Here is a 21,173-nt window from a genome sequence, read left to right as displayed (position 1 = left end):
CCTTCAAAATACTATAAAGCATTATTCATTAGATTTAAAAATATATTTAGGTCCATCTAGATCAGGGTCATATTCAACCTCTAGATCATAACGGGCAAAGAACCAAGTATCGGCATCAGTAATGTAATAAGTAATTCCATCAATAACTGTACTTGACTCTGGCTTAACAGGTTTTTCCTTACGCATTGCAATAGAAAATCCATCGTGAACCATTGTCTTGCCATATACCTTACCATAGAAATGTACACCATCACCGGGTACTAAGTCCAACTCATCTTTGAACCATTTTTGTGCTTTTTCTGTCAATTCAATTTTCATTTTCCTGTCCACCTCATTCAACGTATGAAATAAACATAGCAGAAAACGGTTGCACTATGCAACTTCTACGGCTTTGATAGTGATGTCATAACTACCAACAGGAGTTTCAACTGTAACTAGATCACCGACGTGTTTGCCCATTAAAGCTTTAGCAATTGGTGAATCATTTGAAATCTTACCTGCATCTGGATCTGATTCAGCTGAACCTACAATTGTGTAGACATCAGGATCTTCACCCTCTTCTTGAACTGTAACTTTTTTACCAACTGAAACTTCATCATGGGCAATTTCATCAGTATCAACAACATTAGCATATTGAAGCATTTCGATAACTTGTGAAATACGTGATTCAACAACACTTTGTTCATCTTTAGCTGATGAATATTCTGAGTTTTCTGATAAATCACCAAAACTTCTAGCAATCTTAATACGATTAATAACTTCTGGACGTTTAACCTTCTTTAGATCTTCTAGTTCTGCTTCTAGTTTTTTCTTACCTTCTGCTGTCATTGGGTAACTTTTTTCTGCCATTTTTAAAATCCTCACTTTTTATAATCTTTATTATTTTAATCTCAAAATGTCATCTAACCGTTAGATTAGATGACATTTGCTATTATATACAATTTTTAACTATTGTCCTAGAGAAGAATTCTTTGCTTCATGCTCTGAAAGAGTATGTGAGTAGTAAACTTTTCCAGTCTTCAAGTTAGCAACAAAGTACAAGTAGTCTTGATCTCTGTCTGCCGGATTTAGTACCGCCTCAATCGATTGTAAACTAGGTTGATTGAATGGTCCAGGTCCATATCCAGAATTCTCTTTATACAAGTTATAAGGAGAATCAACAGCGATGTCTTTATAAGTCAATTTAGTCTTGTGTTTGTTCAAGGCGTACATAACAGAAATATCTGATTGAATAGGCATATTAATATCTATACGATTAAAGAATACACCTGCAATCTTTCTACGATCTTTGTTAGTAACACCTTCACGTTCAACCAATGATGCTAATGTAAGTACTTGTTGAACGGTAAGTCCCTTTTCCTTGATAGTAGCATAATAAGACTGCATTTCTTGATTTTCTTTTTGAACCATTTGGTCAACAAGTTCTCTCAAGGTCAAGCCTTTATACACACCATAAGTAGCTGGGAATAAGTACCCTTCAAGATGGTATCTAACATTCTTCTTTTCCATTGTAGAATCTAGTAATTCAGGATATTTCTTTTGAAGTGACTTCAGATAGCTCTTATTCTTCATCAACTTCAAGAAGTCCTTCTTCTTGAAACTAGTACTCTTTTGAATTTGATCACCGATCTGCTCGATCGTGACACCTTCACGAACTAAGACTGTGTTAGGTGCGGTACCTGTTGGTTCGGCGCTACCACCCTTTTGAAGCTGTTTAACAACTTCACTCAGTGACATTGATTGCTTGAACTTATAATATCCAGCTTGAAAATCAGTATAATTCTGCGCTTTGATATAAAAATTGAAAACAGCTGCACTTTTGATAACTTTATCTTGTTCCAACTGCTTGGCAATTTCTTTGCTAGATGATCCTATCGGAACTCTTACCACAACATCTGTCTTACTACTTGAATCATAAGGCTGCATTGAGCTATTTACATAATTAAAACCGATAATAGCTACAACCACAGCTAAGACTGCGATAACACCCACGACCCAGTACGCAATGTGATTTGCGACTGAGCGCTCTCTAGCACGAGTCTGAATTTTTTCCTCAGACTCTTGTTTTAATGCTTCTTTTTTTTCATCCTTTTGGCTCAAGACACAGCCTCCCGAGTTAATTTAATTAGAATTATACCATTAGTTTGAACACAATTATCTAATTTCTACATTAAATTTTTGAACTAAACTGGCTTTTACAACATCAAAAGCTTTTTCAACGGTGTCATCTGTCAATGTGTCTTCAGGATTTTGGAACACTAAGTGATAACCGAGTGACTTGTGATTTGGCTTGATATTTACACCTTGGTATACATCAAAAATATTAACATCAATCAGGTATTTGCCACCATTATTAAAGATATCTTTAATAATTGAACCATTCTCAACGTCTTTATTTACCAAAATTGCTAAGTCACGACTGATACTTGGATACTTAGGCGCAGTCTTAGCTTGAACATTGCGTTTTTGCATACCAAATAGTCTGTCAACGTTTAATTCAAATACAAATGTTTCATCAATACTATGTTCTTCTTGATAGTCTGGATGTAGTTTACCAATAAAACCAACGGATTGTCCATCTGCTATTATTTCAGCAGTTTGACCAGGATGCAAGTTTGAAATTTCATCTGTTGCTTGATATTCAAAGTTAGCATCAATATTAGTAAATGATAACAATTCTTCAACGATACCTTTTACATCATAGAAATCGACTTTTTTAGCTTCGGTATTCCATGAATCGAGGGCAATGTTACCACTGATAGCACCAGCAATGTATTCTACTTCTTCAGGACGGTCAACACCATCAAGTCGATTGAAGATTCTAGCTTGTTCAAAAATACTAATGTCATTATTGTTTCTAGCTTGATTATAGGCAACATTATTAATTAGACCTGGAATCAAACTAGTTCTTAAATATTCATGATCTTCTGTCATAGGATGCAATAGTTTTGTGTAATTAGAAGCAATGACATTGAAGTCTTCGGCTTCTTTTTTGTTCATCAACGAGAAGTTAGTAACTTCATCCATTCCTTGACCTAACAAAATATTACGCAATTTATTGCTGAACTCACGCTTAGGTGAATAGCCTCCAGCTGTTTCCATTCCTGCTGGCAAAGTACCTTTCAAGTTCTCGTAACCATGCATACGGATAACTTCTTCTACTAGGTCAGCTTCGATACTCATATCCCAACGTCTAGTAGGAATGGTTACAGTAACATCATCATTATCCAATTCTGCAGTGAAGCCAAGTTGATCAAAGATTCCCATTATTTCATCTGAAGATAGTTCAATTCCCATCAAGTGATTGATATGAGAGATCTTACCTTTGATAACTGTTGGCTTGGCTTCTGTAGCAATACCAACTAATTCGTCAGAAATTTCACTTGCGTGTGCATTATCATCAACTAATTGTGTGGCACGAATCAGTGCTTCAGAAACGGCACCATTGTCAACACCTTTTTCAAATCTGTTTGAAGCATCCCCACGAAGGTCGTGTCTTTGAGCAGCTTTTCTGACAGATGTACCGTCAAAAACCGCGCTCTCTAGAACAATGTTCTTAGTTTCATTAGTAACACGAGCACTGACTCCGCCAGCAACACCAGCAAGTCCTAGGATCTGATCACCTGAAGCAACAACTAAATCGTTCTTATTCAAAACAGTATTAGTATTTTCTTCGTCGTCTTGGTTATTTAATTCAGTTGAGAACTTCTCACCAGACTTAGCATTACGAACTGTAATTTGCTTTGTTTCAAGCTTATCAAGATCATAAGCTTGGATTGGTTGACCGTATTCGATCATAACGTAATTAGCAGCATCAATAACATTGTTCACTGGTTGAATATTCTGATTCCACAAACGACGTTGCATCCAAAGAGGACTTTCACCAACTGTAACATTCTTCAATGTTCTAACCAAAAAGTCAGGAACTAAGTCTTTATTCTCAATATTCAAAGTTAAGTCATTGGCATCAACAACTTTTGATTCATCGATCGTTGGCTTAGTAAACTTAGGCTTCTCGTCATAAGTAGCACCGATTTCCCAAGCAGCACCACGCATCCCTAAAGTATCAGCACGATTAGGTGTAATATCAAGATCAACCATATCATCATCTAAACCAAGTGCAGTTAGAGCATCAGTACCAGGAGCAACTACTTCTGGGAATACATAGATTCCGTTGTGATAAGCTTCTGGGACATACTTTGTAGGGACACCGATCTCATCTAATCCACAGATCATCCCATTTGATTCTTGTCCACGGATCTTTCCACGTTTAATACGTTTGCCTTCTGGCAAATGGGCACCGTGCAATGCAACAATAACGTATTGGTCATTCGCAACATTAGGTGCACCACAGACGATTTGAATGTCGTCATCTTCACCAACATCGACAGTTGTAATGTTCAAATGATCTGAGTCTGGATGCGGCTTGATACTTGTAATGTGTCCTACTACTAACTTGTCCAAACCCTCACCATTATGGACCGGGCTTGATTCAATACCAGTCAATGAAATCTTGTCAGCCATTTCCTCAACGGTGTGTTCAACCGGGATGTATTCTTTTAACCAATTAACAGAAATTTTCATTGTTTTAATTTACTCCTTTGAATTGTTCTAGGAATCTTACGTCATTCAAGTAGAAATCACGAATATCATTGACACCGTACTTCAACATTGCAAATCTCTCTGGTCCAAGGCCAAAAGCCATACCACTATAAACAGTTGAGTCAATTCCGGACATTTCAAGTACATTAGGATGACTTAGTCCAGCACCTAATACTTCGATCCAACCAGTATATTTACAAATACGACAACCTTCACCACCACAATTGAAACATGAAACATCTACTTCAACACTTGGTTCAGTGAATGGGAAGTAACTAGGACGGAAGCGGATCTCACGATCTGCGCCGAAGACGTGACGACAAAGAGCTTCAAGTGTACCCTTCAAGTCAGCCATTGAAACATTCTTATCAACTACCAAACCTTCAATTTGATGGAATTGATGTGAGTGAGTTGCATCGTCATCATCACGACGATAAACGACACCTGGTGAGATAACCTTTAGCGGTCCCTTTGAAAAGTCGTGAGCTTCCATGTCACGTCCTTCTTGAGCGGAAGTTTGTGTACGCATCAATAATTCATCTGTCAGATAGAATGTATCTTGCATATCACGTGCTGGGTGATTCTGAGGGATGTTTAGACGTTCGAAGTTATAATGATCTTCTTCAACTTCGTGACCAGCATCAACACGATAACCTAAGCCAATGAAGAATTCTTCGATGTCTTCGATTGTTTGGTTCAAAATATGCTTAGTACCATAAGGTCTAGGTTGTGCAGGAAGTGTCACATCGATCGTTTCTTCTTCCAATTTCTTAGCAACCATTTTACGATTCAATTCTGCCATTTTCTCCTCAATAGCAGCTTGAATATCTTTTTTAACGTTATTAGCAAGAGTTCCGATCTCAGGACGCTCTTCAACAGGAACATCTTTCATTCCTCGAAGTGCCTTCGTAATTGGACCCTTCTTACCTAACAAGTTAACTCTTAAGTCATTTAATTCTTGAATTTTTTCAGCACGCTTAGCATCATCGATACCACTAGCACGTAAGTCTTTTAATTTATCATTTAATGACATCCGTTGTTCCTCCTAAAATAATTCTAAATAAAAAAAGTCCTCGTTCCATAAAAGGGACGAGGACTCGCGGTACCACCCTAGTTCATGTCAAATAGACATGCACTCAAGGGTTTTATATAGTAAACCAAGCTTTAAAACTCAGAAAGTGAATTCGTTACTTCGTTCATTAGGCCTTCTCAGCAAACAGCCGTTTCTGAAATAAACTCCGTAATTACTATTTTTCGTCATTGTTTTTCAAATATTATATATATCGATTATACAAAAGTTCTAAACTTTCGCAAGTTTTAAATAGTTTTTAATCCGTACATTAGGATACCTGCGGCAACTGCTACATTAAGAGATTCAGCTTTTCCCAAGATAGGAATATAAATATTTTGATCTGTAACTGACAAGATGTCTGCACTCAATCCATGAGCTTCATTACCCATAACTAGCGCAAAGTCATTCACTTTGTCTAACTTGTTATATGGCATTGCCTTGTCATTTACTTCTGATCCATAGACTTTTAGTCCTGAATCTTTAGCCATTTCGATAGCTTTTTGTAAATCCATTCGATAAATTGGCAAGTGGAATTGACTACCTTGCATTGATCTTTGTACTTTAGGTTGGTAGAAGTCAGCTGAGTTCAAGCTTGTGATCACACCGGCATATCTTGCAGCATCAGCAGTACGAACAATCGTACCGACATTGCCAGGATCTTGAACGTCATCTAAGATTACCCATTGACCTTTCATCTCTGTTAAATCATCATTTTCTTGCACCTTAACTACTGCAAAAATTCCTTGAGGAGTTTTAGTTTCTGAGAGTGATTGTGCAACGTCATCAGAAATTCCCGTAGTAATATCATGATATTTCTTAGCTAAACGATCATTTTCGTTTTTTTCGGTAACGTATAGCTTAACGATTCTTTGATCGTTGGCATCTGCTTCACGTACCAAATGAAATCCTTCGATCAAATATGTACCGGTTTTTTTAATGTTTTTAGTTGCGGAAAGTTTAGCCAGTTGCTTAATTTCGTCATTCTTTTTAGATTCAATATATTTCATTAGATTCATCCCTCTTGTTTTCTATTATATAATGTTAACATATTCAAAGATTGAGGTGATACGTATGAAGCATCTTTCCATTAATGTTTCGGGCTTAGTTCAAGGGGTTGGATTTCGTTATTCCGTATTTCAATTAGCCACTCAAATGGGAGTAGTTGGAACTGTAGAGAATGAAATGGATGGCTCGGTTTCGATTGAAGCTGAAGCTGACGAACGAATATTATATATTTTTTTAAGTAAAGTTAAGGCTTCGCCTTCACCCTTTGGCAAGGTTGACAAAATGGACTATACTTTTTCAGATGACATTAAATCTTATCAAAAATTCAGCGTCATCGGTTGAAACGTCAATTAACTTAACGTATATTACTTTTATATGACTAAAAGGGTGGTTTATAAGTGAATAAAAAATTTGTCAAATATATATCAGTGCTATCACTCGTGGTAGTCCTGTCGCTAGTTATTACTGGTTGTGCTCAACAAACTGGTGCTAACTTGCACGCTCCAACCAGCGGACCTTACGGGGTTATTTACAAGTGGATCGGTACTCCGTTCCAAAACTTGATCCTAGCTACTGCTAAAGCTATTGGTGGCACTAATGCTTATGCATGGGGAATCATTATTATTTCCTTCGTAGTTCGCTTAGTTCTATTGCCACTTTCCTTGAATCAACAATACAAGTCAACAGCTCAACAAGAAAAAATGCGTGCTGTTCAACCACAATTGAAATTAATTCAAGAAAAGCAAAAAGAAGCTAAAGATCCAGCTACACAACAAAAGATCAGCAGTTTAATGATGGAAGTTTATAAAAAGAACGACTTGAGTTTAACTGGTGGACTTGGATGCTTGCCATTACTTCTTCAAATGCCAGTACTGATCGGTATTTATCAAGCCGTACAATATTCTAAAGAAATTGGTGCTGCTACATTCCTATCGATCCCACTTGGTAAATCAAGTATGGTTATTACTATCATCGCCACATTGTTCTACGTTGTTCAAGGTTATATGTCACTACAGATCGTTCCTAAAGAACAAAGAAAACAAATGCAAACAATGCTATTGATGAGTCCTATGATGACATTCTTTATCTCAATGATTTCATCTGCTGCTCTAGCATTGTACTTCCTAGTTGGTGGTATCATAATTGTTATTCAACAATTGATCACAAATTACATCATCATGCCTAAGATCAAACGTGAAGCTGATGAAAGATTGAAGAACAATCCTGTTACTGTCGTTGTTACTGAAGAATCATTGAACAAGATCCTTGGTTCTGCAACAACTGCTGCATCATCAAATAAGTCCTCTTCTGCCGCTACTGTTGACGACGGAGATGAAGATTCACATGAACTACATAAGAGTATTCGTGAATTGAACAAAGGAAAGCAAAACAGATCTAAGAAATAACAAAAAAGATGATTCAAAATCCATTAGGACTTTGAATCATCTTTTTGTTTTGCTTCAATTCGTTTCTTTTTAGAACGAGATTTAGCTTTTTCTTCTGAATCATTCTCATCATTTTGATCTTGCAACAATGGTAATTCAATTCTAAAGACCGTGCCAGAACCTACGACACTTTCTACTTCGAGTGTTCCGTGGTAGATCTCAATCAATCTTTTGGCGATAGAAAGCCCTAGACCGTTTCCTCCACGCTTTCTAGAACGTGCCTTGTCAACTCTATAAAAACGGTTAAAAATCCGTTTAACGTCATTTTTGGCGATTCCTAGGCCATAATCTTGAACAGCAATTTCTAAAACTTCTGAATTAGTTGATGCTGACAAACTTATCTCTTTTCGATCCGCAGAATACTTAAAGGCATTATCCAATAGGATGACTAATACTTGTTCCAAGTGGTTTCGGTATATCTTAACAACACTACCATCCCTAATATCATCATCAAAATTAATGACAAAGTCGGAATGAAGCATTTTGAAATCATTATATACTTGTGTGAACAGTGGCTTTACTTCCGTAGTTTGATCAAGATAATCACTATCAATCTGCTCAACTCTAGTCAGGTCAAGCATTTCTTGAATCAAGGATTGCATACGTTTCAATTCTTGCAACGAAGAATTGATCGAGTCATTCAAAACCTCAGGATCATCTTTACCCCAACGTTGTAACATGCTGAGGTGACCCTCTAACACAGCAACTGGGGTTCTCAATTCATGAGAAACATCTTCCACGAATTCTTTTTGTTGATTAGTATAAGCTTGCATTCGATCAAGCATTTTATTGATATTAACTGTCAAATCATAAATTTCATCGTTTCGCTTACGAATCTTGATTCGAGAATCAGAATCAGGTTTCTTATTCAAAGCATCGATTGTTTTGTTAATAACTTTGATATTATTCAAAACTTGCGTCACAGCAAAAAAGCTGACTGCAACACCGACTAAGAATACGATAATACCGCCAATGATCAATCTAGTATTAAAGACGTGTATTACCTCCGGTGTGGCAACCTTATCAACGGTGTGCATTGCTAAAGTAGCTACAACGATATAAGCAGCTAAAATAACGATGGAGATCATGGCAGTCCATTTAAAACGTATAGATATCCTCATCGACGCATCACGTAACCTTTACCACGAACGGTAGAAATATAACTAGGAGCTCCGCCACGATCGATCTTATTTCTCAAATACTTAATATAAACATCGACAACGTTTGTTTCTGTGCTACTGCCAGTACCCCAAACACGTTCAAGTAAGTCATCTCGACTCAAAACTGTGCCAACATTTTCCATCAAAGCGCTCAATAGATCATATTCACGTCTAGTTAAGTCAATAACTTCACCGTTACGCTTCAAGGTTTGTGTAGTCTTGTCGATCACCAAGTTCTTATACTTCAAGACTTGATCGTTATTACGAGTAACATCGATGTCCAAATCGATACGTCTTAATAATGCACGGATTCTAGCAAGTAATTCTTCAATAGCAAATGGTTTAACAATATAATCATCGGCTCCGTGATCCAGTCCTGAAACACGATCAATGATAGAATCACGTGCTGTCATCATAATGATTGGTGTGTTCTTTTCTTGACGAACACGACGACAAACTTCAATACCATTTAGTTCTGGAAGCATAAGATCAAGTAAAATTAAATCCCATTCTTCACTTAATGCAGCATCAAGACCTGTTCGGCCATCCCGTTCAACAGTTACGTCATAGTTTTCATGTTGAAGTTCGAGTTGAACAAACTTGGCCATGTTTTCTTCGTCTTCAATAACAAGTATCTTAGCCATACTATTCTCCCATATATTAAATTTTTTTAATTATCACTTAATTCATTAAGTGGATTGTGCCCTCTCAAGGCAATGCACTAATGATTTTAACATATAGCAAAAATTAAAAGAAGACAAGTTTTTTATTTTAAGATGAAAAATAATACAATTTAGTTCAAAAAATATAATAAATTAAAAATTATTTACGAGATAAGTCCCTGCTTAATGGCTGTAACATCAAACAATTAATTAAAATACTGATATATTTTAATAAACTTTTATTTTTAATTAAATAAAAAAGCCATACTATCAAAATAACTTTGATAGCACGACTTTTCGTAATTTATTTTTATTGTTCTTCATACCATGTATAGTGGAAAATACCTGGTTTATCAGTTCTCTCATATGTATGAGCACCGAAGTAGTCTCTTTGTGCTTGTACTAAGTTAGCTGGTAATACTTCTGAACGATATTGATCATAATATGTTACAGCTGACATGAATCCAGAAACAGGAATTCCTGCTTGAACAGCGTAACTTACAACATCACGAACAGCAGATTGATACTTGTCAACGATGTCCTTGAAGTAATCATTCAACAATAGATTATCAAGTTTTGAATCTTTGTCATAGGCATCAGTGATCTTTTGTAAGAATTGGGCACGGATAATGCATCCTGCACGCCAGATCTGTGCAATTTCACCATATTGTAGATCCCAGTCATAGTGATCTGAAGCAGCCTTCATTTGAGCAAATCCTTGAGCGTAACTCATGATCTTACTGAAGTACAGTGCTTTACGGATCTTTTCAACTAATTCATCAACGTTTACATCAGGCTTACTTGTTGGTCCAGCTAATACCTTGCTTGCCTTCACACGTTCGTCTTTGTATGCAGAAATGTAACGTGAATATACAGCTTCTGTAATTAGTGATTGAGGAACTCCTAATTCAAGAGCACTTTGTGAACTCCACTTACCAGTTCCCTTATTACCAGCCTTGTCCATAATCTTATTAACGATAAAGTCATCACTGCCTTCATCATCTTTTCTTGTTAGAATTTCAGCTGTGATTTCGATAAGGTAACTTGAAAGTTCGCCCTTGTTCCAGTCCTTAAATACATCAGCAACTTTGTTCAAGTCATTGTTGTACAAATGCTTCAACAAGTTGAAACTCTCGGAGATCAATTCCATATCACCGTATTCAATACCATTGTGAACCATCTTTACATAGTGACCGGCACCATTAGGTCCAATATATGATACACATGGTGCACCATCTTCGTCAGCTTTTGCTGAAATTTGTTCCAAAATTGGAGCAACCAAGTCATAAGCTTCTTTTTGGCCACCGGGCATCAATGAAGGTCCCTTCAATGCACCAAGTTCACCACCTGATACACCCATTCCGATGAAGTTAATACCAGATTCATCTAGACGTTTATTTCTTGCAATAGTATCTTCGAAGAATGTATTACCACCATCGATCAAAACATCACCCTTATCAAGCAAAGGGATAAGTTGGTTGATAACTGCATCAGTACCAGCTCCGGCCTTTACCATCATAAGAATACGACGAGGTTTCTCAAGTGATTCTACGAAGTCCTCAATTGTATAACTTGGATATAATTTTTTATCAGGATGTTCCTTAACAACAGCCTCAGTCTTTGAACCAGTTCTGTTATAAATCGCAACATCATAACCACGACTCTCAATATTTAGGGCCAAATTCTTACCCATGACAGCCATACCAATAACACCAATTTGTGGTTTTGCCATACTTTTACCTCCAACTTTTATTACATAACATACTAATCATAACAAAAAAATAAAAAAGGAGTATATAAAAGCTACTCCTTTTCCTTATTATCTTTAAATAAATTTTTTAATTTAGCAAATTCAGGATTAACTTGTTTGTCGTCCTCTTTTTGCTTTTGGTAATCATCCTCTGAGATAACTTCCCAGTTCTTGCCTGAAGGCATATTCTTACCATTTGCCTCATCCTCAGTCAAAATTTGACTAGGGATATTTAACAAAATATTATCAATTATTGACTTATAAACATCAATCGTTGGATTATCATCATCGATCGGAATGATAACTGTATTCTCATCCAATTCTTCAGTATCGATGTTGTCGATATTATAAGCTTCATTGATCCTGAATTTCATTGGCAATTCTACAGGATCTAAACTTCTTGTTGAAGGCAGAGTTACAGAGATCTCTACTTTAACATCTGAAATAACTAAGCCGTTATCGTTGAAGAGTTGACCATCGACTTTAGCAGTTCCAGCCGTAATAATATCCTCTGAACGTCCTTGTAGTTCTTTTTCTAGATCCAAATTTTCATTAAAAGCAAAGGGTTTGTCTTTGTACTTACGTACATCTTGAACATCCCAATTTAACATTAATTTTCCCCTCTCATGATCGGTATTCTTCCGAAATCTTGTTCTTTATTATCAACTAGTTCTCTAATTCTATCAACTTTTAGTTCCAGTGACAAAAGATCCGTTTCCTTTTTTCCAATACGTGTGATCAACGGAACATCAGTATCTTTTTTTAAATTATTTAAATATTTTTTACCTACTGAATCAAATCCTAAAATTCGTAAATAAGGATTTTTATAGACATAATCTATTTCAGATTTTTTAATATTCAATAAAGTATATAAAGATAATCTTCTAAGTCGAGCCATTGTGTACCGTTTTGATTTTATATTAGCTAAAAAATCATTAAAGTTATCACTATGATTAATTTCTTTTATAAATTTATATTCTAAGCCTTCAACCATTTGATAAATTTGTTGCAATTCTGTGACAGTATTACTTTGAATTTTATACTTCAAAAAATCATAATAATCATCCCAAGTACTTCTTCTCACCTCAGCAAATTGTTGTTGCGTTATATTTGGAATCAAATTATTTATGTCATCATCATTAGTAATTCTGTTTCTAATATTAGTTGCACTAATACCATCTTTTTTACGTATCACAGTTTTGACATCTATGTTATAACCAGATCGAATAATTTCTTCGACGTAATTCAATCCCAGCAGCTGATTAGGGTAATTTAATACGTCTAATCCCGCTTTCTGATAAGCTAAACTGAGATTATTTGCATATGAATTACTGTAATCTTGATCAAACTCAGGGTCGACTTGCATCAGTTGTGTAGCAATATCTTTGAAATCCAAATCATTTTCAGTTCCAAAGACTAAAGTATCGATCCCCAACTTATATAGTAAACTAATACTTCCTCGAGCAAACAAGTTTGCCGGTTCAACCGCATAAGCAAATGGCAACTCAACTACTAAATCTATTCCACTACTGATTGCCGCTTTAGTACGACTCCATTTATCGACAATGGCAAAATCACCCCGCTGTACAAAATTGCCAGATACTACGGCAATTAAGACGTCAGGGTGATATTTTTTTTTGATTTCATCAATAAAAAATTTATGACCATTGTGAAACGGATTAAATTCAGCTACAAATCCATAAATTTTTGTCATAAAATCCTCTATTTCTCTGCTTCAAAGAACCAGCGATTAGAATTTTGTTTTGGCTCTGATTTGCCAAAATCAGCACTTACTTTGATATTCTTGAATCCAATATCTTCAAGAATCGAAACAAAAGTTGTGATAGGGTAAGTTCTCTCACGATGAATCTCAGTATTAGCTTTGTATCCACCGATTTTGTCGTCCCAATCAAAGAAAGTCAACTCATGCTCAATACTATGTGGATGTTCACCTTCAAAACTACTCCACATAAAAGCTGAATCCTCTTCTTTATGGTTAAACATATAACCTGGGAAAACTTCATCCATTTGATACAACGAATGTGCATCGAACAAATATTTTCCGCCGGCATTTAAATGCTCATAAGCTTGATTGAATGCAATCGCTAGTTCATCTTCATCCTTCAAGTAACAAATAGAATCATCAAAACAAGTAATTAAATCATAATTACCTAATTCAAATAAATCTAACATATTACTCTGAATGAATGGAATCTTAACTCCCGCAGCATCAGCTTTTTCTTGAGCAATTTTCAACATTTCTTCGGACAAATCAGTTCCTGTAACGTCATATTGATTGGCTAATAAAATCGTTAAATCACCTGTACCACAGGCAACATCTAATAAATTCTTAGCCTTTCCAGCACGTAACTCAACATACTTAGCCCAATCGTTATACAAATCATCATCCATTAATTCACTGTATACACATGCGAATGAATTATAGATCATTCTTCAGTTACCAAATTAGAAATGTCAACTTCTGGTGCATCTGACCAAAGTTTTTCTAGATTATAGAAATCACGTTCTTCTGAAACAAAGACGTGAATAACAACGTCGTGTAAATCAATTAGAATCCACTTAGAATCACGCTTACCTTCAACATGACCAACATCAACATTGTTCTTGCCCATTTGGTCCAAGATCTCTTGAACAATAGCGTCAACTTGACGTTGTGAACTAGCATCCATAATGACAAAATAATCTGCCATAATACTTAACTCACTGATCTTTAAAACATTAATGTCATTAGCATGCTTGCTATCTGCTGCTTTTACAGCTGTTTCCATTATTTCCTTTGAGTTCAAATTAAAGTTCTCCTTTTGAAATCCAATAATTATAGCTATCAAATGTAGCTGGATATATTTCTCGATTTTTATCAACTAAATGTGCAATCGAATGCTTCAATTCGTACGCTACTGCTGAATCTAATGATTTATCAGCATACTTACGAGCAGCTTCAATTCCAGGGAAATCACGCTTTGGTTCAATGAAGTCGGCCACAAACACACACTTATCAACTTGTGTCATATTAGTTGAGCCAACGGTATGGCGACGAATAGCATTCAAAACATCTTCGTCAGCAATGCCTAACTCATCTTTAATAATCTCAGCACCAACAATACCATGCCAAATGGCATTATTATAATTTAACAATTCTGGATCAAGATGCTTTGATTTGATTTCATCAATAAATTCTTTATCTGATCTTTCTTTGGCATAGTCATGTAGCAGTCCCGCTAAACCAGCCTTATCTACATCAGCACCGTACTTAACTGCTAAATCACGTGATACTTGTTCAACGCGTAAACAGTGCGTGAAACGAAAATCACTCATTTGATTCTTCATCTGATTGACCAATACTTCTCGATCTAAACCATGTTTAACTTTATCGTAATTAAAATTAGTCAAGGAATAACCCCCTATCTTTAATGTACTCTTCAACTTCATCTGGAACTAAGTATTTGATCGAACGACCTTTTTTAACACGGTCACGAATCATACTTGAGCTGATTTCCAGTTCAGGAGTATTTACCCAAAGTATAGGGTATTTTGATTTTTTCTCAAAACCTTTTCGACAGACTCCCACAAAGTGAATCATATTGACCAATTCATCAATATGAGCCCAGTCGGGTAAATTCTCTACCATATCTCCACCGATAATAAAGTAATACTCCGTATCAGGATTGTATTCCTTCAATAACTTGATGGTCTCATAAGTATAGCTTACCCCGCCACGATTAATATCAGTCAAATCGAGATCAAAGTGAATATTATCGCGAATCGCCATTTTGATCATCTCTATACGATCATCACTGCTGATCGATGGACGTTCTTTCTTGACATTCTTATGTGGTGGAATCTTATCAGGCAAAAACAAAACCTTATTCAAGCACAACTGTTCATAGACTTGTTCCGCAATGACCAGATGCCCCATGTGAATCGGATTAAATGTTCCGCCTAAAATTCCAACGTGTCGTCTAGGACGATTAGTATTAAACTGTGGTTTTACTTTAGTTAATAATTGACTTTTTGTATTCATTATTCTTCACTGCGTTCACTAATACTAAAATTTTTCTAATTCTAAAGAAATTTTACGATTCTTGATCTTTGGTGCTTTTTTGTAAATAACAACTTTTGAACCAATTGTTTGAATTGGTACGATTTGGTCATCGAATTCAGCTAAAGCTTCAATCAAATCATGTGCTTCAACCATTGTGTTTTGTAACAACGAAATCTTGATCAATTCATTCTTATTAACTTGCAATTCGATTTGATCCAATAAATTGTCATTTAGACCATCTTTTCCAATTTGGATCAATGGCTTGATAGTTTGAGCTTTTCCTCGCAAAAAACTATTCTTTTTTCCTTTAATTATCATATGTTCTCCTTAAATGATGGCGTCACGAATTGATACACTGACACCATTTGGTACGTAGACACGTACTTTGCTGTTTGCTGGAATTGTTACCCAGCCAAGTCCATATACAACAATATCAGATTTGGCATGAGCTGTGAATTCATGTTTCTTCAATTCTGGGAATTCGTCAATATCAGTTGGTGGAGTCAAATCCTTACCAACGTGTTTCTCGTAGAATTCTTCAGCATTGACAGTCTTAGTACGATGCAACAACAAGTTTTGATTTACGTAGAAAACAACGTTTGTTTTTTCATCCAAGAAATCAAATCTTGCTAATCCAGAAACAAAAATAGATTGTCCATCACGTAATTGGAAAGTGGCTGGTCGTAATGGTTTCTTTGGTGTGATTGTCTTCAAGTCTTTATCATTCAAAAAATGAGCCAATTGATACTTATGAATAATTCCTGGTGTATCAACTAAGTTATGACCATCATCCAATGGGATATCGATTCTATCCAGAGTAGTTCCAGGGAAACGAGAAGTGGTGATCAAGTTCTTTACATCAGAACTTTGAGCGATAATACGGTTGATCAAAGTTGATTTACCAGTATTAGTTGTACCAACCACGTACACATCTTGTCCCTTACGATACTTATCGATCATCGTCATCAACTTATCGATATTGATTCCTTTTTCAGCAGAGACCATCAATTGATCAACTGACTTGATACCATTTTCCTTGCTCTTTTGTTGCAACCAGTTCAACAAGCGATTTTGATTAACTGACTTTGGTAGCAAGTCAACTTTGTTTCCTACTACTAATATATCCTTATCGCCAACAAATCTCTGTAGGCCAGGAATAACACTACCTTCGTAATCAAAAATATCAATAACATTAACGATCAGACCGTCTTTTTGAGCAATTGAGTCTAACAACTTCAAAAACTCATCGTCATCAACATTTACATCGGTAATTTCATTATAGTTTCGAAGACGGAAACATCTCTTACATAGAAGTTCTCTAGAATCGTCATCTGATTCCATATACTTCTTTAATGTAGAGTTTTGGATGAATCCAGGTTTTGTTTGATCTTCTGTTTGAAGTTCAGCCCCACAACCAATACAATACAATTTTTCACTAGTCTCTGTCATTTAATGAGTCCTTCCAATACATATTCGAATCATGTTTCTGTATAAATTTTAAAATAGGACGCTCAAAAAATCTATTAACTCGGGTTTTCTTTGCATCTGTTTTTACAATCGGTTTTACTAATACCGTTTTTAGTTTTGCCATATTACCTGCTAAAACATCTGTCATCACTTGATCACCAACGAATAATACACTTTCGGGATCGATTTTTTGTTCCCTCAAATGATGCATAATTGCGAATGGCAATGGTTTGGCAGCACGAGCAACTATCGTCACCGGCAAGTCAGTAACAGCCTTTTCAACACGTTCGTAACTATTGTTGGATACTATCATAACTTCAATATTTGCTCTATTCATTTGATTGAGCCATTTACGTAAGGTCAATTCGTATTTGTTACTGTTCCATGGTAAAAGTGTATTGTCCAAATCTGTCATTATGGTGGTAATATTCATTTCCTTCAAATCACTGACATTCAGATCAGTAATTCTATTGAGCATAATATATGGTTTAAACATTTTTAATCCTCTTTATTTACTTAGTAAAAAAACGCAATTTGGAATATCCAAATTACGTTTTCATCATTAAGCTAAAGCTTTTTTAGCTGTGTCTACTAAACTTGTGAATGCTTTTGGATCTTCAATAGCTAGTTGTGCCAACATCTTACGGTTGATATCAACGTTAGCTAACTTCAAACCATGCATTAATTTGCTGTAGCTGATTTCGTTCATTCTTGCAGCAGCATTGATTCTTGCAATCCATAACTTACGGAAATCGCGTTTTCTTTGACGACGATCACGGAATGCATAACGGTATGAAACCATTACTTGTGTATGTGCAGCTTTAAAAGTGATATGTTTTGAACCACGATATCCTTTAGCTAATTTTAATACTTTCTTACGACGTTTACGAGTTACTGTTCCACCTTTTACACGTGGCATAATGACTCCTCCTTTAAATTACAAATAAATAATTAGTATGTAGCTAGCATTTGTTTGATACGTTTCATATCACTTGCATTAACCATTCCTGGTTTAGCCAATTGACGACGTTGCTTCTTTGTCTTACCGTGGAAACGGTGACTTGTATAAGCATGGCTTCTCTTCCAACCGCCATTAGCAGTTTTCTTGAATCTCTTTGCTGATGCACGGTGTGTTTTTTGTTTAGGCATTAGAAACCCCTCCACTATTTTTTCTTATTGTCTTTGGAACTAATTGGATCAAGCATCAAGAACATGTTACGGCCGTCCATCTTAGGCTTAGTTGTTACATTAGCAACATCCTTAGTCTCTTCAGCTACACGGTCTAATACTTCTTTACCTATCTCTTTATGAGTAATTGCTCTACCCTTAAAACGAAGAGATACTTTGACCTTATCACCTTTAGCTAAGAACTTGCGAGCATTGTTTACCTTTGTATTAAAGTCATTTGCTTCAATAGTAGGACTTAGTCGAACTTCTTTTAAACTAACGGTTTTTTGTTTCTTACGTGCTTCACGATTCTTCTTTTGAAGTTCAAACTTGTATTTACCATAGTCCATAATTCTGGCTACAGGTGGTTTAGCACCTGGGGACATAAGGACAAGGTCCATATTAGCTGCATCAGCCAAACGTTGGGCTTCTGCTGTTGGTTTAACACCAACTTGATCTCCTGTTTCTGAAATTAATCGTACTTCTTTAGCACGGATTTGATCGTTTATTAATAGATCTCTTGCTATGAGTAGTCACCTCCGGAAAAATCTGATCCCACAAAAAAAGTGGGCGCATACGCACGCCCACTATTATCTACATAATCGTATTAACCTAGCGGCATAAAGCTTAGGTGAGAAGCGGGCGCTTCTGCTTAATCTCAACAGTTAAATACTATAAACCATCAACGTATGAATGTCAACTGCTTAAAATATATTTTTAAAATTAACCATTTCTGCGACTGAAGTTGTTGATATCTGAAACAACTGAGCCAACAAACATTGGTAATACTTCTGATTCTGAGTTTTCTTCTCCATACTTTCTAACTGATACAGTAGCGTCAGCCATTTCTTGATCACCAACAACGGCTGTGTATGGAACCTTCATTGTTTGGGCATCACGGATCTTGTAACCCATCTTTTCATCACGTGTATCGATTTCAGCACGAATGTTCTTAGCACGTAATTCTTTAAGTAGGTTTTCTGCATATGCACCATGAAGTTTTTGGTTAACAGGAATAATACGTACTTGTGTTGGAGCTAACCATGTTGGGAAGGCACCCTTGTACATTTCAATTAGGTAAGCGATAAATCTTTCCATTGTTGAAACAATACCACGGTGAATCATAACTGGTCTGTGTTCTTCACCATCTGAACCTGTATATGTAAGTTGGAACTTCTCTGGTTGCATGAAGTCTAGTTGGATAGTTGATAGTGTCTCATCATTACCCAAGGCTGTCTTTGTTTGAACATCAAGCTTTGGACCATAGAATGCAGCTTCACCTTCTGCTTCATAGTAGTCAAGACCAAGTTCGTCCATGGCACCCTTAAGCATTGATTGTGACTTGTTCCACATTTCATCGTCATCAAAGTACTTCTCTGTATTAGCAGGATCTCTGTAACTTAAACGGAATGAGTAATCTGTAATATCGAAGTCCTTGTATACTTCAACCATCAATTGAAGAGTACGTTTGAATTCTGCTTGAATTTGGTCAAGAGCAACGAATGTGTGACCATCATTAAGTGTCATTTCACGAACACGTTGTAGACCTGTCAAAGCACCTGACTTTTCATATCTGTGCATCATACCTAATTCAGCGATACGAACTGGTAATTCACGGTATGAACGTTTGTGATGGTTGTAAATTTGAATATGTGAAGGACAGTTCATAGGACGTAGTTCAAGCATTTCGCCGTCACCCATGTCCATTGGTGGGAACATGTCTTCACGATAGTGTTCCCAGTGGCCTGAAGTCTTATAAGCATTCAAGTTCATAAGGATTGGTGTGTATACGTGTTGGTAACCCCAAGCAACTTCCTTATCGATGATGTATCTTTCGATGACACGACGAATTGTTGCACCATTTGGCATCCAGTATGGAAGTCCTGCACCAACTTCTGGATCAACGAAGAATAGGTCAAGATCACGACCAATTGTTCTGTGATCACGCTCTTTGATCTCAGCACGACGTTTTGCATCAGCTTCAAGATCTGCTTCCTTATAAAAGGCTGTACCATAAATTCTTTGTAACATTGGGTTACTTGACTTACCTTGCCAATAAGCACCAGCAACTGATAATAAGCTAAAGTGTTTCAAACTCTTCATACTTGGAAGAATTGCATCGTAACCGAAGTCAACGAATCCATCTAATTTGTATACAGGAATTTGAACTGATTCAATAGCACCGATCAATGATGACTTGTATGGATCATCCTTGAACATTTCAACTAATTCTGACTTGTCCATCATGACACGTTCAACTTTGTCGTTGTTCTTAATGATCTTGTGCATGATAGCTGAAATTTCTTCTAGCTCGTCAACACTGATTTGACCATCTTTATCATCTGTATCAACGAAGAAACCGTCATCGTTTGATTCTTTTTCACCGAAGTGAAGATTCTTCTTTAATTCACTAGCAGCAGCACCGAATACTAAACTAGCAGTATTTCTCAAAACCTTAAGTGAATCTTCATCATCTTCACCGGCAATGATTTCAATCTTACCATCTTGGCTGATTGGACGTTCTACATCGATTAAAGTGTCGTTAAGTTTACCAGCAACAGCTTTTTTGCCTAATGATGTACTAATTGACTTAGCAACATCTAGAACAGTTGTGCCTTCATCAAACTCTCTAACAGAATCATCTGGAAATGTTAATTTGATTTTTGACATGTGGTTTCCTCCTAAAATTTGGACAACAAAAATGCGTCCCTGAAGTACATACACAATACTAATATGTATACATACTTCAGGGACGCATTCCTACGCGGTTCCACCCACTT

At 36.2% G+C, this 21,173-nt stretch carries 24 protein-coding genes and 2 other annotated features; of the genes, 2 read left to right on the top strand and 22 right to left on the bottom strand.

Going from position 1 to position 21,173, the window contains the following annotated elements; all coding sequences use genetic code 11:
* Positions 1 to 21 precede the first annotated feature (21 nt).
* The 6 genes from U8519_RS00605 to U8519_RS00580 form a co-directional block, all read right to left on the bottom strand.
* Positions 22 to 318, bottom strand: a complete 297-nt coding sequence (locus U8519_RS00605) for a HesB/YadR/YfhF family protein (protein ID WP_334328393.1) — start codon at positions 316 to 318, stop codon at positions 22 to 24.
* Positions 319 to 372: 54 nt separating this feature from the next.
* Positions 373 to 849, bottom strand: coding sequence for a transcription elongation factor GreA (gene greA / locus U8519_RS00600; protein ID WP_334328392.1), 477 nt, complete (start codon positions 847 to 849; stop codon positions 373 to 375).
* Between the two features lie 99 nt (positions 850 to 948).
* Positions 949 to 2,100 (bottom strand): endolytic transglycosylase MltG, encoded by a 1,152-nt coding sequence (mltG, locus tag U8519_RS00595; RefSeq protein WP_334328391.1) that lies wholly within the window; start codon positions 2,098 to 2,100, stop codon positions 949 to 951.
* A 54-nt stretch (positions 2,101 to 2,154) separates the two neighbouring features.
* On the bottom strand, positions 2,155 to 4,584 hold the full coding sequence (pheT, locus tag U8519_RS00590) for a phenylalanine--tRNA ligase subunit beta (protein WP_334328390.1): 2,430 nt from the start codon (positions 4,582 to 4,584) through the stop codon (positions 2,155 to 2,157).
* 4 nt (positions 4,585 to 4,588) lie between these two features.
* Complete coding sequence (gene pheS, locus U8519_RS00585) at positions 4,589 to 5,635, bottom strand: phenylalanine--tRNA ligase subunit alpha (protein ID WP_334328389.1); 1,047 nt, start codon at positions 5,633 to 5,635, stop codon at positions 4,589 to 4,591.
* 49 nt (positions 5,636 to 5,684) lie between these two features.
* Positions 5,685 to 5,872 (bottom strand) — a binding site (T-box leader).
* Positions 5,873 to 5,919: 47 nt separating this feature from the next.
* The gene (locus tag U8519_RS00580) at positions 5,920 to 6,681 is read right to left on the bottom strand and encodes a TrmH family RNA methyltransferase (protein WP_334328388.1); all 762 of its coding nucleotides are present in this window, start codon (positions 6,679 to 6,681) and stop codon (positions 5,920 to 5,922) included.
* 64 nt (positions 6,682 to 6,745) lie between these two features.
* Here U8519_RS00580 and U8519_RS00575 point away from each other — a divergent pair, with 64 nt between their 5' ends.
* Complete coding sequence (locus U8519_RS00575; protein ID WP_334328387.1) at positions 6,746 to 7,021, top strand: acylphosphatase; 276 nt, start codon at positions 6,746 to 6,748, stop codon at positions 7,019 to 7,021.
* 56 nt (positions 7,022 to 7,077) lie between these two features.
* On the top strand, positions 7,078 to 8,085 hold the full coding sequence (yidC, locus tag U8519_RS00570) for a membrane protein insertase YidC (protein WP_334328386.1): 1,008 nt from the start codon (positions 7,078 to 7,080) through the stop codon (positions 8,083 to 8,085).
* A 23-nt stretch (positions 8,086 to 8,108) separates the two neighbouring features.
* Here the strand turns inward: yidC and U8519_RS00565 are convergent, their stop codons facing one another.
* The 16 genes from U8519_RS00565 to thrS all read right to left on the bottom strand — a co-directional run bounded on the left by U8519_RS00565 (position 8,109) and on the right by thrS (position 21,063).
* Positions 8,109 to 9,245 carry a sensor histidine kinase gene (locus tag U8519_RS00565; RefSeq protein ID WP_334328385.1) on the bottom strand — a complete coding sequence of 379 codons (1,137 nt, stop codon included), beginning with the start codon at positions 9,243 to 9,245 and terminating at the stop codon, positions 8,109 to 8,111.
* Positions 9,242 to 9,928: a response regulator transcription factor gene (locus U8519_RS00560; protein WP_334328384.1), complete on the bottom strand. Its 687-nt coding sequence runs from the start codon at positions 9,926 to 9,928 to the stop codon at positions 9,242 to 9,244. Before U8519_RS00560 ends, U8519_RS00565 begins: the two co-directional genes overlap by 4 nt.
* 328 nt (positions 9,929 to 10,256) lie before the next feature.
* Positions 10,257 to 11,678, bottom strand: a complete 1,422-nt coding sequence (gene gndA, locus U8519_RS00555) for an NADP-dependent phosphogluconate dehydrogenase (RefSeq protein WP_334328383.1) — start codon at positions 11,676 to 11,678, stop codon at positions 10,257 to 10,259.
* A 71-nt stretch (positions 11,679 to 11,749) separates the two neighbouring features.
* Positions 11,750 to 12,307, bottom strand: coding sequence for a YceD family protein (locus U8519_RS00550; RefSeq protein ID WP_334328382.1), 558 nt, complete (start codon positions 12,305 to 12,307; stop codon positions 11,750 to 11,752).
* Positions 12,307 to 13,410: a nucleotidyltransferase gene (locus tag U8519_RS00545; protein WP_334328381.1), complete on the bottom strand. Its 1,104-nt coding sequence runs from the start codon at positions 13,408 to 13,410 to the stop codon at positions 12,307 to 12,309. The genes U8519_RS00550 and U8519_RS00545 overlap by 1 nt, the downstream gene beginning before the upstream one ends.
* An 8-nt stretch (positions 13,411 to 13,418) precedes the next feature.
* Positions 13,419 to 14,147 carry a class I SAM-dependent methyltransferase gene (locus U8519_RS00540; RefSeq protein WP_334328380.1) on the bottom strand — a complete coding sequence of 243 codons (729 nt, stop codon included), beginning with the start codon at positions 14,145 to 14,147 and terminating at the stop codon, positions 13,419 to 13,421.
* Positions 14,144 to 14,503 (bottom strand): ribosome silencing factor, encoded by a 360-nt coding sequence (rsfS, locus tag U8519_RS00535; protein WP_334328379.1) that lies wholly within the window; start codon positions 14,501 to 14,503, stop codon positions 14,144 to 14,146. Before rsfS ends, U8519_RS00540 begins: the two co-directional genes overlap by 4 nt.
* 1 nt (position 14,504) lies before the next feature.
* On the bottom strand, positions 14,505 to 15,107 hold the full coding sequence (gene yqeK, locus U8519_RS00530) for a bis(5'-nucleosyl)-tetraphosphatase (symmetrical) YqeK (protein ID WP_334328378.1): 603 nt from the start codon (positions 15,105 to 15,107) through the stop codon (positions 14,505 to 14,507).
* Positions 15,100 to 15,738, bottom strand: a complete 639-nt coding sequence (locus U8519_RS00525; protein ID WP_334328377.1) for a nicotinate-nucleotide adenylyltransferase — start codon at positions 15,736 to 15,738, stop codon at positions 15,100 to 15,102. Before U8519_RS00525 ends, yqeK begins: the two co-directional genes overlap by 8 nt.
* A 24-nt stretch (positions 15,739 to 15,762) precedes the next feature.
* Entirely contained in the window at positions 15,763 to 16,077 is a 315-nt protein-coding gene (locus tag U8519_RS00520) for a YhbY family RNA-binding protein (RefSeq protein ID WP_334328376.1), read from the bottom strand.
* Positions 16,078 to 16,086: 9 nt separating this feature from the next.
* Entirely contained in the window at positions 16,087 to 17,208 is a 1,122-nt protein-coding gene (yqeH, locus tag U8519_RS00515; protein ID WP_334328375.1) for a ribosome biogenesis GTPase YqeH, read from the bottom strand.
* Positions 17,195 to 17,722, bottom strand: coding sequence for a YqeG family HAD IIIA-type phosphatase (locus U8519_RS00510; RefSeq protein WP_334328374.1), 528 nt, complete (start codon positions 17,720 to 17,722; stop codon positions 17,195 to 17,197). Before U8519_RS00510 ends, yqeH begins: the two co-directional genes overlap by 14 nt.
* Before the next feature lie 66 nt (positions 17,723 to 17,788).
* Complete coding sequence (rplT, locus tag U8519_RS00505; RefSeq protein WP_125567587.1) at positions 17,789 to 18,145, bottom strand: 50S ribosomal protein L20; 357 nt, start codon at positions 18,143 to 18,145, stop codon at positions 17,789 to 17,791.
* A 32-nt stretch (positions 18,146 to 18,177) separates the two neighbouring features.
* Positions 18,178 to 18,375, bottom strand: coding sequence for a 50S ribosomal protein L35 (rpmI, locus tag U8519_RS00500; protein WP_025024860.1), 198 nt, complete (start codon positions 18,373 to 18,375; stop codon positions 18,178 to 18,180).
* Positions 18,376 to 18,389: 14 nt separating this feature from the next.
* On the bottom strand, positions 18,390 to 18,920 hold the full coding sequence (gene infC / locus U8519_RS00495; RefSeq protein WP_334328956.1) for a translation initiation factor IF-3: 531 nt from the start codon (positions 18,918 to 18,920) through the stop codon (positions 18,390 to 18,392).
* A gap of 25 nt (positions 18,921 to 18,945) precedes the next feature.
* Positions 18,946 to 19,053 (bottom strand) — a sequence feature (ribosomal protein L20 leader region).
* 63 nt (positions 19,054 to 19,116) lie between these two features.
* Positions 19,117 to 21,063 carry a threonine--tRNA ligase gene (thrS, locus tag U8519_RS00490; protein WP_334328373.1) on the bottom strand — a complete coding sequence of 649 codons (1,947 nt, stop codon included), beginning with the start codon at positions 21,061 to 21,063 and terminating at the stop codon, positions 19,117 to 19,119.
* Between the last annotated feature and the right edge of the window lie 110 nt (positions 21,064 to 21,173).

This window comes from Companilactobacillus sp. HBUAS59699 (assembly GCF_036913575.1).
Lineage (GTDB): Bacteria > Bacillota > Bacilli > Lactobacillales > Lactobacillaceae > Companilactobacillus.
Note: the sequence above shows the minus strand (reverse complement) of the source record. Positions and strands in the feature narration are given on the sequence as shown.